The 14,128-nt window shown below is 71.2% G+C and carries 14 protein-coding genes; 4 read left to right on the top strand and 10 right to left on the bottom strand.

The window, feature by feature from the left end:
• Positions 1-97: 97 nt before the first annotated feature.
• The gene (locus ACZ5NJ_RS30850) at positions 98-556 is read right to left on the bottom strand and encodes an ATP-binding protein (protein WP_468769109.1); all 459 of its coding nucleotides are present in this window, start codon (positions 554-556) and stop codon (positions 98-100) included.
• Positions 557-685: 129 nt separating this feature from the next.
• On the opposite strand from ACZ5NJ_RS30850, the gene ACZ5NJ_RS30845 reads away from it, so the two are divergent.
• Together ACZ5NJ_RS30845 and ACZ5NJ_RS30840 are read left to right on the top strand one after the other, a co-directional pair.
• Complete coding sequence (locus ACZ5NJ_RS30845) at positions 686-1,525, top strand: helix-turn-helix domain-containing protein (protein WP_468769107.1); 840 nt, start codon at positions 686-688, stop codon at positions 1,523-1,525.
• Entirely contained in the window at positions 1,522-1,764 is a 243-nt protein-coding gene (locus tag ACZ5NJ_RS30840; RefSeq protein ID WP_468769106.1) for a DUF397 domain-containing protein, read from the top strand. Before ACZ5NJ_RS30845 ends, ACZ5NJ_RS30840 begins: the two co-directional genes overlap by 4 nt.
• Here ACZ5NJ_RS30840 and ACZ5NJ_RS30835 read toward each other — a convergent pair.
• Both ACZ5NJ_RS30835 and ACZ5NJ_RS30830 read right to left on the bottom strand, forming a co-directional pair.
• Positions 1,761-2,099, bottom strand: coding sequence for a hypothetical protein (locus ACZ5NJ_RS30835; protein ID WP_468769105.1), 339 nt, complete (start codon positions 2,097-2,099; stop codon positions 1,761-1,763). The two genes, ACZ5NJ_RS30840 and ACZ5NJ_RS30835, sit on opposite strands and share 4 nt — an antisense overlap.
• 464 nt (positions 2,100-2,563) lie before the next feature.
• Entirely contained in the window at positions 2,564-3,232 is a 669-nt protein-coding gene (locus ACZ5NJ_RS30830; RefSeq protein ID WP_468769103.1) for a DUF4097 family beta strand repeat-containing protein, read from the bottom strand.
• 225 nt (positions 3,233-3,457) lie between these two features.
• Between ACZ5NJ_RS30830 and ACZ5NJ_RS30825 the strand changes: the two genes are divergently transcribed.
• Together ACZ5NJ_RS30825 and ACZ5NJ_RS30820 are read left to right on the top strand one after the other, a co-directional pair.
• Positions 3,458-3,829, top strand: coding sequence for a VOC family protein (locus ACZ5NJ_RS30825; protein WP_468769102.1), 372 nt, complete (start codon positions 3,458-3,460; stop codon positions 3,827-3,829).
• Positions 3,830-4,668: 839 nt separating this feature from the next.
• A complete protein-coding gene (locus ACZ5NJ_RS30820; protein ID WP_468769100.1) occupies positions 4,669-5,067 on the top strand; it encodes a VOC family protein in 399 nt (132 codons plus the stop codon).
• 116 nt (positions 5,068-5,183) lie between these two features.
• Here ACZ5NJ_RS30820 and ACZ5NJ_RS30815 read toward each other — a convergent pair whose 3' ends face one another.
• From ACZ5NJ_RS30815 to ACZ5NJ_RS30785, 7 genes are all read right to left on the bottom strand, one after another.
• Positions 5,184-5,477, bottom strand: coding sequence for a hypothetical protein (locus ACZ5NJ_RS30815; RefSeq protein WP_468769098.1), 294 nt, complete (start codon positions 5,475-5,477; stop codon positions 5,184-5,186).
• 61 nt (positions 5,478-5,538) lie between these two features.
• Entirely contained in the window at positions 5,539-7,110 is a 1,572-nt protein-coding gene (locus tag ACZ5NJ_RS30810; protein WP_468769097.1) for an APC family permease, read from the bottom strand.
• Positions 7,111-7,375: 265 nt separating this feature from the next.
• Positions 7,376-8,860 carry an aldehyde dehydrogenase family protein gene (locus tag ACZ5NJ_RS30805; protein WP_468769095.1) on the bottom strand — a complete coding sequence of 495 codons (1,485 nt, stop codon included), beginning with the start codon at positions 8,858-8,860 and terminating at the stop codon, positions 7,376-7,378.
• Entirely contained in the window at positions 8,857-10,599 is a 1,743-nt protein-coding gene (locus ACZ5NJ_RS30800; RefSeq protein ID WP_468769093.1) for an N-acyl-D-amino-acid deacylase family protein, read from the bottom strand. The genes ACZ5NJ_RS30805 and ACZ5NJ_RS30800 overlap by 4 nt, the downstream gene beginning before the upstream one ends.
• A 371-nt stretch (positions 10,600-10,970) precedes the next feature.
• Positions 10,971-12,092 carry an LLM class flavin-dependent oxidoreductase gene (locus tag ACZ5NJ_RS30795; protein ID WP_389609918.1) on the bottom strand — a complete coding sequence of 374 codons (1,122 nt, stop codon included), beginning with the start codon at positions 12,090-12,092 and terminating at the stop codon, positions 10,971-10,973.
• Positions 12,093-12,201: 109 nt separating this feature from the next.
• Positions 12,202-12,999 (bottom strand): SDR family NAD(P)-dependent oxidoreductase, encoded by a 798-nt coding sequence (locus tag ACZ5NJ_RS30790; RefSeq protein ID WP_468769091.1) that lies wholly within the window; start codon positions 12,997-12,999, stop codon positions 12,202-12,204.
• A gap of 30 nt (positions 13,000-13,029) precedes the next feature.
• Positions 13,030-13,977, bottom strand: a complete 948-nt coding sequence (locus ACZ5NJ_RS30785; protein WP_468769090.1) for an LLM class F420-dependent oxidoreductase — start codon at positions 13,975-13,977, stop codon at positions 13,030-13,032.
• Positions 13,978-14,128 lie beyond the last annotated feature (151 nt).

The raw sequence follows: 14,128 nt of genomic DNA, 5'->3' as shown, positions 1-14,128 counted from the left end.
ACGACACCGGCGCGCATGCTAATCGCCTGACGCGGAGGCCGTGGGGGGAGAGAGGGCGGCAGCGCCGGGAGGCCGGAGCACCCGACGGGGTACGTCGTCAGCGTGGTGGGGCTGCCGGAGCCCTGAGGGTGGCCAGCTCGGCCCAGACGGTCTTGCCGATGATGCGGTCCATCACCCCCCAGTCGGCGGCGACGGCGTCCACGATGCGCAGGCCGTAGCCCGACTCCGCCTGGTACGCGTGCGGCTGGACGGCGGGCCGGCGGTCCCGCCGGGGGTCGGACACCTCCAGGCGCAGGACCCCGGCGGAGTGCGGGTCACCGCCCAGCAGGGTCATCCGGAGCTCGAAGTCCCGCCCGACGACCCGCCCGTGGGTCGCGGCGTTGGAAGCCAGCTCGGCAACGAGGAGCCCGGCGTCGGCGGAGAGGCCGGTGCCTTCGGGGATCCCCCAGTCGTGGAGGCAGACCAGCGCCAGCTGCCGGGCGAGGCGGGCGCCTCGGGGGGTGCAGCTGAAACGCTGAGTGAACGTGCGTACGAGGGGGCGGGAGGGTGCGGTCATGGAGACGAACTTCTCGTGTGAGCTGGGGAGTTCCCAGCGCCTTGACTGCTACTGAAGAAGAGTAGTAGCCCACGCTCTGGACAGGCGCCGTCACCGACCGTGAGCATGATGACTCGGGAGGTGACCGTGATGACGGCTGGCAAGGGCAGCGGCGGTGACGACCAGGTGGAACCCGACCCCGACCTGAAGAACTTCGGCGAGACGGTGAAGGCGTTCCGCAAACGCGCCGACCTCACACAGGAGCAATTCGCACCGAAAATCGGCTACTCGGTGCAGTACGTGGCGTCCGTGGAGCAGGGCCGCCGACATCCGTCCCTGAAGTTCGTCAACAAGTCGGAAGAGGTGCTGGACACCTTCGGAGTGCTCCACATCGCGGCGAAGCAGATGACGCGGAGGCGGGGCCTGGCGTCCTGGTTCCGGCGGTGGGCGGAGCTGGAGACCGAGGCCCTTGCGCTCAACACGTACGAGTGCAGGTCGATACCGGGGTTGTTGCAGACGGAGGCGTACGCGCGGGCCCAGATCCACAACGTCCCGCCCCTGCCGACGCCCGAGGTGGAAGAGGCGCGGATCTTCCGGCGCCTGGAGCGCCAGAAACTCCTCACTCGCGTCCCGTACATCATGTTCAGCTTCATCATCGAGCAATCGCTGATCGAGCGGCAGACAGGCGGCCCGGAGGTGACGCGCGAGCTCATCGACAACCTGTTGGGGGCCGGGAAGCTACCCAACGTCGACATCCAGATCATGCCGCTCGTCAGCCCGGAGCACTCTGGCCCCGATGGCCCCTTCCAGCTCCTGGAAACCGAGGAGCACGAGTGGGCGGGCTACAGCGAGGGGCAGAAGACGGGTCAGGTCATTACCGACCCGAAAGCCATCAGCGCCCTCCACCAGCGGTATGCCAAACTTCGCATCCAGGCCCTCAACCCTGCGGAAAGCACGGGCTTGTTGATGCGAATGCGAGGTTCCCTGTGAACAGCTTCCAGCTCCGGTGGTTCAAGAGCAGCTACAGCGGTAGCGAGGGTGACAGCTGCGTCGAGGTTGCCCTCTCCTGGCACAAGTCCACCTACAGCGGCAGCCAGGGCGACAGCTGCGTCGAGGTCGCCACCTGCACCGACACCGTCCACGTCCGGGACTCCAAGCTCACGGCCAGCCCTGAGCTGAAGGTCAGCCCCTCCACCTGGACCGCCTTCCTGGGCGGGGTCACCGCCTAGAACGGCGGGATCGGGCCCGGCGCCGCCACGCCCGGGGCCGGACGCCAGAAGCGCCCGTCAGGCAGGGCCTGACGGGCGCCGAGGAAGTATTCGGCATCGCGCTGGAACCGGACACCCGGCACCACGCGGCGGACGTGCGCCCAGATGCTCGGCGCCACGCGGTACTCGCCCGCCACCATCCAGGGGTCGTCCCCCAGCACGAACAGGTGCCGGATCTTCAGGAACTGGTCCCGGGACAGCGAGGCGGACTCGACTATCTCCTCGTCCGCGTCACCGAAGCCGGTCAGATCCCAGACGAGGTTGTAGCCGTCGGCGAATGGATAGTCGCTGCTCACCGCCTCAAGCTAGGCCGCGCCCGCGTGCACCCGCACCTTCTTTTACGGCGGAGCGGTGGCTACGGGGGGCGGTGCACCCCCGGGCCGGGTCGGGAGAGTGTCGGGGGTTTCCCGCCAGTCCACTGTCCTTCCGGGCCGGTCCGGCCTGTCAAGGGCGCTCCTTCGTCGCGTCGCTGCGCGATGGCCTTCGGCCACCCTTGACAGACCGGCCCGTCCCGGAATGCCAAAGACTGTCGGGAACCCCCCGAAGGAACGGGCCGGCCAAGGGACGCACATGCCACGCGGTCCGGGGAAGCCCAACCCCTTCCGCACGGCAGACAGGGCATCCGACCCCGCTGCGCCACCATCGGCCATCCCGGGCAGCCGAGTCGCCCCAGATCGCTACGCGCTCCTGCCACCTCAGCGTCCGACGACCGTCCCGGGCTGGTGTCCGCACCTCGGGCCGAACATCAGCCCCTGGGGAGTCAGATGGTGCGGGCGGTGATGTCGCCGTAGGCGGTGGTCGCCTGGATGGTCAGGGGGACGGTGCCTTCGGAGCTCTGAAGGGCGTTGCTGATGCGGCCGTAGCCGGTGCCCGCGTCCAGGGAGGCGGCGACGCCACGGGCGGCGCCGACCGTGATGTTGCCGTGCTGGGTCGTCAGGGTGACCACGCCGGCGGTGGCCTCGGCGATGGTGATCTCGCCCTTCTGGGTGCTGACCTCCGCCGGGCCGCCGACGCGGCCGAGGGAGACGTCGCCGGACTGGACGGTGACGCGGACGGAGGCGGTCGCGTCCAGCTCGACCTCGGCCTGTGCGGCTTCGAGGACGACATCGCCGAGGCGGCCCTCGCCCCGCACCTCGCCGGCGGCGACCTTGGCCTCGACGTGCGAGTCGGCGGGGAGCTGGACGGTCACGTCGACGAAGCCGGAGTTGCCGGTGAGCCGGTTCTTCGCGTCGGCGGCCACGATCCGGAGGACACCGTCGGTGTAGGCGACCTCGATCAGCTCGGCCGCCTTCACGTCGCGGCTCTTGGAGGGGTCTGCGGGGCGGACGTCGACCGTGGCGTCGGTGCGGTCGGAGGCGATGAGCTGGACTCGACCGGCGGGGATGTCCAGGACGGCGGAGACCGGGGTGGCCGTGGCGAAGGTCTGCATGGTGCTCTCCTTGATCGGTGCCGCTGGTTTCTGACATGAGAAACGCTACGTTGCATTCCAAGGGCTGACAACACCGTCGTTGCGAAAAAACTCAATCATCGCAGCTCAGCACCCCGCAATCGTTGCAACGATGCGAAATTCAACGCAACGCCACCCACCCACACATTGCAATGGGATGCAAGTAAACGCTATGCCCGCAGACCAGAGGGCGGCTAGTGTGCGTCCATGACTTCCCTCATTCGACACATCACCATCGACTGCCAGGACGCCTACGCCCTGGGCCAGTTCTGGGCCGGTGTTCTCAACGGCTCTCTGCACGAGGACGATTCACCCGGTGACCCGGAGGCGCTGCTCGCGACGGAAGGGGGGACGCTGCTGTTCATCCAGGTGCCCGACACCAAGTCGGTCAAGAACCGCGTGCACTTGGACATCCAGCCGCAGGACCGCACGCGGGACGAGGAAGTGGAACGCCTCGTGGCGCTCGGCGCCACGCTGGTCGGCGATCACCGCAAGCCCGACGGCACCGGCTGGGTGACCCTCGCCGACCCCGAGGGCAACGAGTTCTGCGTGGAACGCAGCGCGGCTGAGCGGAAGTAGCCAACGCAAAGGCCCCGGCCTCCCTGAGGAGGCCGGGGCCTTGATCGAGCGCTGGGCAGGCCTTGCACCTGCATCCCCCCACAGGAAGTGGGGTGCCTTTCCTTGGACCACCAACGCCAGTCCCACCGCCGGTTTCCCGGCTGCGAGCTCGTGATCGACTTTACACCAGATCCCGCCCCGAAACCATCGTCAGCGGCCAACAAACGGAATCCGGCGACCACCTGACGCCCCCACCACCCCCGGAGACCGCCCGGCTCGTTGTTTTGTGCCGGTATCCACCCAAGACGGCCGCCAGCCGCTGAGACGAGAGAAGCGCGTAGCGATCTGCCGCGCGCGGCGGAGTCCTGGACCGATCCGGTCGACATCTGGTGCGGGGAGCAACCCCGGACGGTCGTCGGACGCTGAGGCGGCAGGAGCGCGTAGCGATCTGGGGCGACCCGGCTGCCCGGGATGGCCGGATGGCGGCGCAGCGGGGCCGGATGCCCTGTCTGCCGTGCGGAAGGGGTTGGGCTTCCCCGGACCGCGTCGGACATATGGACCTTGGCCGGCCCGTTCCTTCGGGGGGTTCCCGACAGTCTTTGGCATTCCGGGACGGGCCGGTCTGTCAAGGGTGGCCGAAGGCCATCGCGCAGCGACGCGACCGAAGGGAGCGCCCTTGACAGGCCGGACCGGCCCGGAAGGACAGTGGACTGGCGGGAACCCCCCGACACTCCCCCGACCCCGCCCAGGGGCACCCCGCCCACCCCCGACCCCGCCCCGCCACCCCACCCCACCACCCCACCTGACAGACCGCCCCCGCCCCCGCCCCCCGACGCACCGCGCCGCCGTAGCCTCCCCGCATGATCGATGCACACGCCCACGTCCGCGTCGCCCGTCCCTCCCGCGATCTCGCGGCCGCCGAGCGGTTCTACGTCGACGGGCTCGGGCTCGACGTCCTGTGGCGGACCTCGGGGCACGTCTCCGGGGAGCACGACCTCGTCATGGTCGGCCCGACCGGCGGCGGGTGGCACTTCGAGCTCACCCGGGATCCCGAGAACCCCGTCGTCCCCTCCCCCACCGTGGACGACCTGTTCGTCGTCTACCTCGGGCAGGAGCCCGACGCCGCCCTCGTCCGCCGCCTGATCGCCTGCGGCGGGCAGCGGGTGCCGTCCAACAACCCGTACTGGGACGAGTACGGCGTCACCGTCGAGGACCCCGACGGCTACCGCCTCGTCCTCTGCTCCCGCACCTGGGGCTGAAGACCCGGGGGAACACCGGAGGCGGCGCGAGGCCCACGGCTCTCGCGCCGCCGTCAGGGGTCATCAGAAGCGGTCTCAGGGATCCCAGGGACTCAGCGACTCAGCGACTCAGCGACTCACTTCACCGACGGCGCCTGCGGCAGGCCGCCGTCGAGGGCGGTGTCGGCGCCGGCGAGGGAGCCCTGGGTGGACTTCGTCGCGCTGTTCGCGGCCGCGCCGGTGACGGCGAGGGCGGTCTTGGTGTCCTGCACCGCCTGGCCCGGGTGGCCGGCGATGTCGACGACCCGCTCGACGACGGGCTGGCTCTCCAGCGTGGGCCCGTCGGCCGCCTGCGCGGCGGCGGGGGTGAGGGCGAGGGCGGCGCCTCCGGTGAGGACCAGGGCGGACAGGGTGCGCTTGATGGCAGTCATGCCCGGCCCAACGACCCCGCCACGCCCCGGGTCACCGCCGACCCCCTCGTTGGTGTGACGCTCAGTCCTCGACCACCAGCGACGGCGTCGACTTCGTCAGGACCTCGCCGCGGAAGAAGGCCGGGCTGCGGCGCTGGGTGATCAGCATGATGACCACGCCCAGGCCCAGCAGGCCCACGCCGATGACGAAGACGCTGCCGACGCCGAGGCCCGGGATGGTGGAGCCGGAGCCGTACGACGGGTCCCAGGCGTCGGTCAGCGTCTTGACGAAGACCGCCGCCAGGAGCAGCCCGCCCAGGACCGGGAAGACGCCCTTGAAGAACAGGTCGCGGGCGGAGCGGCGCAGGTCGCCGCGGAAGTACCAGGCGCAGGCGAAGGCCGTCAGGGAGTAGTAGAAGCAGATCATCAGGCCGAGCGCGAAGATCGTGTCGGTGAGGACGTTCTCGCTGACCAGGGTCATGACCGTGTAGAACGCGCCGGTCGCGACGCCCGCGGTGACGGTGGCGCGGCCCGGGGTCTTGAAGCGGGGGTGGACCTTGGCGTAGGAGGCGGGCAGGGCCTCGTACGTGGACATGGCGAGGACGGTGCGGGCGACCGGGATGAAGGTGGTCTGGAGCGAGGCGGCCGCGGAGGCGAGGACGGCCACGAAGAGCAGGATGCCGAGGGCCGGGCCCATGACGGGGCCGGCGAGGGCGGCGAAGACGTTGCCGGAGGTCTCCGGGTTGCCGAGGCCCAGGCCCTTGTCGCCGGAGCCGACGGCCATCTGGGCGGCGACGCCGGTGGCGAGGTAGGAGCCGACGAGGACGACCATCGCGATGAGCGAGGCGCGGCCGGGGGTCTTGGCGGAGCCGATGGTCTCCTCGTTCGCGGTGAGGCAGGTGTCCCAGCCCCAGTACATGAAGATCGAGAGCGAGAGTCCGGCGGTGAAGGCGCCCATGGACTCGACCGCGAAGGGGTTCATCCACTGCCAGGAGAAGTCGACGCCGGTGTCGAAGGCGCCGGCGGAGGCCTTCTGGAAGGCCATGGCCACGAAGACCGCGAGGACGACGAGCTGGAGGCCGACGAGGGTGTACTGGACGCCCTTGGTGGCGGTCATGCCGCGGTAGCTGATGGCGGTCGCGGTGGCGATCAGCGTCAGGCAGGTGGCGATGTGGGCGAACTTGTCGTGGTCGAGGGCGGCGATGTCCGGGTTGGACGTGATCTCGCCGGCCAGGAGCCAGAAGTAGGACGTGGCGACGCCGGCGAGGTTGGACAGGACGATGATCGTGGCGATCACCAGGCCCCAGCCGCACATCCAGCCGATCCGCGGGCCGAAGGCCTTGACGGTCCAGGTGAAGGAGGTGCCGCAGTCCGGCATGTCCTTGTTGAGCTCGCGGTAGGCGAAGGCGACGAGCAACATCGGCAGGAAGCCGGCCAGGAAGACGGCGGGCATCTGGAGGCCGACCTGCCCGGCGGTGGAGCCGAGGGTGGAGGTCAGGCAGTAGACGGGGGCGACGGTGGAGATGCCGATGACGGCGCTGCCGACCAGGCCGACGGAGCCTTTGCCGAGGCCCTTGCCGCGCACCTCGCCGTCGCCCTCGGCCACGCCGCCTACCGTGTCTCCGACCCGAGGCCGTTCGTCCAGCTGTGTCATGTGAAAGGACGGTAGAGGGTGCGATTTCCACATCCGGACGGGTTACATCCGTATGTCGGCGCAATGAATCGCCTTGGAATTTCAACCCACGGGCAGTTTACGACGCGGGAATGCAAGATCCATTCACACCCCCGCGCCCGATTCGGAGGCGCCGGACGCGGGGTTCCGGAATGCGGAAACCGCAGCCGCGTCCGGAATGTCCGTTTGGAAAATTTCCCGAGGCAATTTTCTCCCGCCCCGCCCCCCGCTCGCCTTCCGCCGCCCCCTACCCCGCCCACACGATCGACTGCACCTCGCTGTACGCGTGCAGCGCGTACGAGCCCACGTCCCGGCCCACCCCCGACCGCTTGAACCCCCCGAACGGCGCCTCCATGTTCCGGCCGATCGTGTTGACCCCCACCCCGCCGGACCGCAGCCGCCGCGCCACCCGGAACGCCCGCGCGGCATCACCCGACCACACGTAGCTGATCAGCCCGTAGTCGCTGTCGTTGGCCAGGGCCACCGCCTCGTCCTCGCCCCCGTCGAAGGGGACGACCACGACCACCGGCCCGAAGACCTCCTCCCGCACCACCCGCATGTCACTGGTGCAGTCGACCAGCAGCGTGGGCGCCACGTAGAAGCCCTTGCCCCTGCGGTCGCCCTCCCCCACCACCGGCCGCTCCCCGCCGAAGGCGATCCGCGCCCCCTCCTTGCGGCCCAGCTCCACGTACGCCTCCACCCGGTCCCGGTGCGCCGCCGAGATCACCGGCCCGACCACCGTCCCCTTCACCGCCGGGTCCCCGATCTTCATGAACGCCAGGTACCCCGTCAGCTTCTCCACCAGCTCCGCGTACACCGACCGGTGGACGATCACCCGGGTCGGGGCCGTGCAGATCTGACCGCTGTAGAAGGAGAAGGTGGTGCCGATGCCCATGACCGCCGCGTCCAGGTCGGCGTCCGCGAAGACCACCGCCGCGCCCTTGCCGCCCAGCTCCATCAGCTGCCGCTTCATGGACCGCCCGCAGACCTCCGCGATCCGCTGCCCCACCCCCGTCGAGCCGGTGAAGGACACCATGTCCACGTACGGGGAGTCCACCGCCGCCTCGCCGACCTCCACGGCCTGCCCCGAGACCACGTTCACCACCCCCGGCGGGATCCCGGCCTCCGCCAGCGCCTCGGCCATCCGGAACACCGACAGCGGGTCCTGCGGGGCGGGCTTGACCACCACCGTGTTCCCCATCGCCAGCGCCGGCGCCACCTTGCCCGCCGGGTTCGCCCACGGGTTGTTGTACGAGGTGACGCAGGTGACCACCCCGACCGGCTGGCGCACCTCCAGCGCCCCCAGCACGCTCGCCGCACCCATCGGCCCCGCCTCGGTGACCTGCGGCGGCAGCCCCCGCTCCACCGGCTCCAGCGCGCCCTTCGCGTACCGCCGGAACCGCGCCACCCCCACCCCGACCTGCATCCCGCGGGCGATCCCCGTCGGGGCGCCGGTCTCCGCCCGGGCCAGCTCCGCCCACGGCTCGAACTCCCGCTGGATGACGTCCGCGGCCCGGTCCAGGATCGCCGCCCGCTCCTCGGGCCGCGTACGGGACCACGGGCCGAAGGCCTCGGCGGCGGCCCGGGCGGCCTCCTCGACCTGCGCCCGCGACGCCTCGGGCGCCAGCCCCACCACGGACTCGTCCGCCGGGTTCACCACCTCGTAGTGGCCGCCGGCCGGCTCGACCCACTCCCCGCCGAAGTACAGCCGCTGCCCCTGCCCGCCGCTCATCGCGTGCCCACCGTCCTCGTGTCCCGGCCCGACCGGAGCACGGTCCCCGGGATCGCGCCGGTCACCTCGTCGTCGCGGATGGTCTCGACCCCGTTGACCCGTACCGACACGATCCCGATCGCCCGCGAGTCCAGGCGCGGGCTGTCCCCCGGCAGGTCGTGGACCAGCGTGGCCGGGCCGGCCTCGATGCGCTCCGGGTCGAAGAGGACCAGGTCCGCGTGCCAGCCTTCGGCGATCCGGCCGCGCTCGCGCAGCCCGAACAGCCGCGCCGGGTCGTCCGTCAGCATCTTCACCGCCTGCTCCAGCGGCACCAGCCGGCGGCCGCGCAGGCAGTCGCCGAGGAACCGGGTCGTGTACGGGGCCCCGCACATCCGGTCCAGGTGCGCGCCCGCGTCGGAGCCGCCGAGCAGGACGTCCTCGTGCTGCCAGGTCTCGGCGCGCAGGGCCCAGGTCGCCGGGTCGTTGTCGGTGGGCATCGGCCACAGGACGGTGCGCAGGTCGTCGTGGGCGCAGATCTCGACCAGGCACTGGAAGGCGTCCTGCCCGCGCTCGGCCGCGATGTCGCCGACGACGCGCCCGCCGAGGCCCTCGTTCTCCTTGCTGTACGTGTCGCCGATGACGTACCGCCCGAAGTTCGCGAGGCGCCGGAAGACCCCGGCCTCCTTGCTGTCGGCGCGGCGCAGCATCTCGGCGCGTACGTCGGGGTCGCGCAGCTTCGCGATCCGCTCGGGGACGGGGAGGGCGAGGACCTCGCCCCAGCCGGGGATGAGGTTGAGGGCGCAGAACGTGCCGAGGGACATGTTCATGGGGGTGAGGATCGGCATGGTCAGCGCCACGATCCGGCCGCCGGCCTTGCGGGCGCGCTCACTGGGGACCAGCTGGCGCGGGACGCGTTCGGGGACGGCGGCGTCGATGGTGAGGACGTTCCAGTTGAGGGGCCGGCCGGCGGCCGCGCTCATGTCGACGAAGAGGTCGATCTCCTCGTCGGAGAACTGGTCGAGGCAGCCCGCGACGATGGCTTCGAGCTGGGTGCCCTCGTGGTCGCCGACGGCCCGGGAGAGCGCGAGCAGCTCGGCGGGCTCGGCGTGCCGGGAGGCGACGGGGGCGCCGTCGCCATCGGAGTGGGTGGAGGACTGGGTGGTCGACAGGCCCCAGGCGCCGGCGTCCATGGCCTCGTGGAGGAGGGCGAGCATCGCGTCCAGCTGGGCGGGGGTGGGGGCGGCGGCGCCGGTGGCGGCCTCGCCCATCACATGGCGGCGCAGGGCGCAGTGCCCGACCATGAACCCGGCGTTGACGGCGATCCGCCCTTCGAGGGCGTCCAGGTACTCGCGGAAGGTCGACCAGGACCAGTCGACGCCCTCTTCGAGGGCGGCGAGGGCCATGCCCTCGACCCGGCTCATCATGCGGCGGGTGTAGTCGGCGTCCTCGGGGCGGTCGGGGTTGAGGGGCGCCAGGGTGAACCCGCAGTTGCCGCCGGCGACGGTGGTGACGCCGTGGTTCATGGAGGGCGTGGCGTACGGGTCCCAGAAGAGCTGGGCGTCGTAGTGGGTGTGGGGGTCGATGAACCCCGGGGTGAGGACCAGCCCGGTGGCGTCCTCGCTGGTGCGGGCCTCCTCGTCGACGGTGCCGGGGGGCGCGATGACGGCGATGCGGCCGTCGCGTATCCCGACGTCCGCGACGCGGGCGGGGCCGCCGGTGCCGTCGACGACGGTCGCTCCGCGGATGAGGTGGTCGAGCATGGGGGTTCCCCTCCTGGTGTCCCTCTGCCGGTGCCCTGGCCGGGCGGTGTGCGGGTGCCCTGGCCGGGCGGGGTGCGGTGTGCGGTGGCCGGGCGGTGTGCGGTGGGTTGCGGGTGGGCCGCTGCGCGGGGCGGGGTCCCCTACCCGCCCTTCGCCCGTTCCCCCGGGGCTCCGCCCCGGACCCCGATACCGTGCGCTCCGCGCCCGGTGCGCTCAAACGCCGCGCGGGCTGGAATTGCCGCACAGCGGCAATATCCAGCCCCGCCGGCGTTTGAGGCGCGGGGTCTGGGGCGGAGCCCCAGGGAACGGAGGAAGGGCGGGGCGGGGAGACGGCTCCGCGCAGCGGCACCCCGCACCCCCGGCGGGAGCCGCTACGCGGACTGGCGGAAGCGGGTCGTGCGGTGGACCGGGTCCGTGTCGATGTGCGGGATGACGTGCTCCCCGATCAGCTTGATCGTCGTCATCGTGTCCTCGTACGACACCCCGGTCGGCAGGCCGAACGACAGCTGGTCCGCCCCCGCCTGCTCCCACCGCTTGCACTGCGCCCGCACCTCCGCCGGGTCACCGCAGATCAGCAGCTCCTCGGCGATCAGCAGCTCGATGATCTCCGCGTTGTACTCCGGCAGCGTCTCCGGCCACTCCGGGATCGCCTCCGGCCGCGGGAACGTGTCGTGGTACCGGAACACCAGGGACTGGAAGCGGTTCATGTTCGCGTTGACGGCGATCTCGACCGCCTTCTCGTGCGTCTCCGCACAGATCGCCGTGGAGGTGACCATCACGTTGTCGTTCACGAAGGCGCCGATCGCCTTCGCCTCCTGGATCGCCGTCTTGTACTGCTCCAGCACCCACTCCATGTCCGAGACCTTCTGGACGCTGAAGCCCAGCACGCCGAGGCCCTTCTTCGCCGCCATCGCGTACGAGGACGGGGAGCCGGCGGCGTACCACATGGCCGGGTGGGCCTTGCCGTACGGCTTGGGGAAGATCTTGCGCGGCGGCAGCGACCAGTGCTTGCCCTGGAACCCCTCGTACTCCTCCTGGAGGAACATCTTGGGGAATTCCGCGATGGTCTCCTCCCAGATCTCCTTGGTGTGGTTCATGTCCGTGATGCCCGGCAGGAAGCCGAGGATCTCGTGGCTGCCGGCGCCGCGCCCGGTGCCGAACTCGAAGCGGCCCTTGGAGAGGTGGTCGAGCATGGTGACCTTCTCGGCCACCTTCACCGGGTGGTTCACCGGGGCGAGGGGGTTGAAGATGCCGGAGCCCAGGTGGATGCGTTCGGTGGCGGCGGCGAGGTAGCCGAGGAACACCTCGTTCGCCGACAGGTGGGAGTACTCCTCCAGGAAGTGGTGCTCGGAGGCCCAGGCGTACTTGAAGCCGGACTTGTCGGCCTGGATGACGTACTGGGTCTCCTCGAGCAGTGCCTTGTGCTCTGCCTCGGGGTCGACCTTGGACCGCGCCTCAGGCACGTATCCCTGCACGAAGAGCCCGAATTCCAAGGGGTTCACCGTCCTTAGGTTTCTGACGTTGCGTCAGATTCGATGGGTCCGACTGTTCCACCGCGGGGTGGGGGCGTCAAGAGCGGGGATGGCCTGAACTGACGGTCCGTCAGAGAATGCTGACCCCGGCCATCCAGCCGCCGTCGATGACGAACGGCTGGCCGGTGATGTACGAGGAGTCCTCGGACGTGAGGAACAGCGCCAGCTTCGCCATCTCCTCCGGCCGCCCCACCCGCCCCAGCGGCACCACCTTCCGGTACAGGTCCGCCATCGCCTCCCGGGCCTCGTCCGTCACCCCGGCCGGGTCCAGCAGCCCCGGGTTGGCCATGGGGGTGTCCACCGCACCCGGGCACATCGCGTTGACCCGGACGTTCCGCGCGGCCAGCTCCAGCGCCGCCACCCGCGTCAGCCCGAGGATCGCCGCCTTGGTCGCCGCGTACGCGCCCACGTACGCCATGCCCGTCAGACCCGTGTACGAGGAGGTGTTGACGATCGTCCCGCCGCCCGCCGCCCCGATCTCGGGGGCCACCGCCTTGATCCCGAGGAAGGTGCCGACCTGGTTGACCTGCACCACCTGCTGGAACTCCTCCAGCGGGGTCGCGGTCAGCTCGTTGAAGCGCAGGATCCCCGCGTTGTTGACCAGCCCGTCGACCCGGCCGAACGCCTCCTTCGCGACGGCCACGGCGGCCGCCCAGTCCTCCTCCCGGGCCACGTCCATCCGTACGTACCGGGCACGGTCCTCGCCGTGCTCCTCGATGATCCGCTGCGCGACGGCGGCGCCCTGCTCGTCGAGCACGTCGCCGAGCACCACCCTGGCGCCCTCGGCGGCGAAGAGCCGCGCCTCCTGCTCGCCCTGGCCGCGCGCCGCACCGGTGATGATGACGACGCGCCCGTCCAGCTTGCCCACGGGTACTCCCTTGTCGGTGTGGTCTGGGTCCTAGTCGTTGAGGAGCGGGGCCACCTCGGCCCCGAAAGCGGTGATCTGGTCGACGAGTTCGGCCCGGTCGCGGCTGCGGAAGCGGACCTGGACCTGGTCCACCCCCAGCGCCCGGTACTCCCGCAGGGACTCCGCGAGCGGCTCCGCCTTGCCCGTGAGCGTGCGCCGCCCGGTGTCCCAGCCGGGCTCGCCGACGTAGAGGGCCTCGGTGATCGCCCCCACCTCGAAGGGCCCCTCCACCCCGGCCGCCTCCCGCAGCTCCCGGATGCGGGCGACCTGCGCCGGAATCCGGTCGCGCGGGTCGCCCTGTGGCAGCCAGCCGTCACCGCGCAGGGCGGCCCGGCGGACGGCGGCCGGGGAGGAGCCGCCGACCCAGACGGGGATCCGCTGCTGGGCGGGACGGGGCGACTGGCCGAGGTCGCGGAAGGAGAACCGTTCCCCCTCGAACGCGGGGAACTCCTCCGGGCCGAGGGCGGCGCGCAGCGCGTCCAGGGTCTCGTCGAGGACCGGCCCGCGGCCCTCGAAGTCCGCCCCCAGCGCCTCGAACTCCTCCCGGACGTGCCCGGCCCCGACCCCGAGCACCAGCCGGCCGCCCGAGAGGTGGTCGAGGGTCGCGTACTGCTTGGCGGTGGCCAGCGGGTGGCGCAGGCCGACGATCGCGACGTGGCTCAGGAGCCGTACGCGCTCGGTGATGCCGGCCAGGAATGCCAGGGTGGCCACCGGGTCGTACCAGACGGTGCCCATGGGCCCGGCGAGCCGGCGCGGGATGGCGACATGGTCGCACGTGGCCAGGTACCCGAAGCCCGCCCGGTCGGCGGCGCGCGCCACCTCGGCGAGATCGGCCGCGCCGGCCGAGGCCTCCCAGGGCTCGGCGTAGAGGGTGCTCTGCGACTGGACCGGGAGCTGCATCCCGTACGCCAGCCGGCCTTCCGGAAACACGCGTGCCATGGCCGTCCGTCCCGCCTCGTGAGGGTGGTCGTGGTGGTGGTCGCGGTGGGGGCGGTCCGCCGGTGGGGCGGACCCGCGCCGCCGGGCCATCGTCGTAGCTGACGGTCCGTCAGGCAAGGGGTCGGCCGGGACGAACGGTGCGGCGGCCACG

Source organism: Streptomyces sp. NPDC032091, assembly GCF_055580265.1.
This window is presented reverse-complemented; position numbering and strand designations above follow the sequence as displayed.

Bases quoted from the DNA above. Each gene is read 5' to 3' on its own strand.
- ACZ5NJ_RS30800 (WP_468769093.1), bottom strand. From the start codon at position 10,599: ATGCTCGACCACCTCATCCGCGGAGCGACCGTCGTCGACGGCACCGGC.
- ACZ5NJ_RS30830 (WP_468769103.1), bottom strand. From the start codon at position 3,232: ATGCAGACCTTCGCCACGGCCACCCCGGTCTCCGCCGTCCTGGACATC.
- ACZ5NJ_RS30820 (WP_468769100.1), top strand. From the start codon at position 4,669: ATGATCGATGCACACGCCCACGTCCGCGTCGCCCGTCCCTCCCGCGAT.
- ACZ5NJ_RS30825 (WP_468769102.1), top strand. From the start codon at position 3,458: ATGACTTCCCTCATTCGACACATCACCATCGACTGCCAGGACGCCTAC.
- ACZ5NJ_RS30815 (WP_468769098.1), bottom strand. From the start codon at position 5,477: ATGACTGCCATCAAGCGCACCCTGTCCGCCCTGGTCCTCACCGGAGGC.
- ACZ5NJ_RS30850 (WP_468769109.1), bottom strand. From the start codon at position 556: ATGACCGCACCCTCCCGCCCCCTCGTACGCACGTTCACTCAGCGTTTC.
- ACZ5NJ_RS30810 (WP_468769097.1), bottom strand. From the start codon at position 7,110: ATGACACAGCTGGACGAACGGCCTCGGGTCGGAGACACGGTAGGCGGC.
- ACZ5NJ_RS30805 (WP_468769095.1), bottom strand. From the start codon at position 8,860: ATGAGCGGCGGGCAGGGGCAGCGGCTGTACTTCGGCGGGGAGTGGGTC.
- ACZ5NJ_RS30845 (WP_468769107.1), top strand. From the start codon at position 686: ATGACGGCTGGCAAGGGCAGCGGCGGTGACGACCAGGTGGAACCCGAC.
- ACZ5NJ_RS30785 (WP_468769090.1), bottom strand. From the start codon at position 13,977: ATGGCACGCGTGTTTCCGGAAGGCCGGCTGGCGTACGGGATGCAGCTC.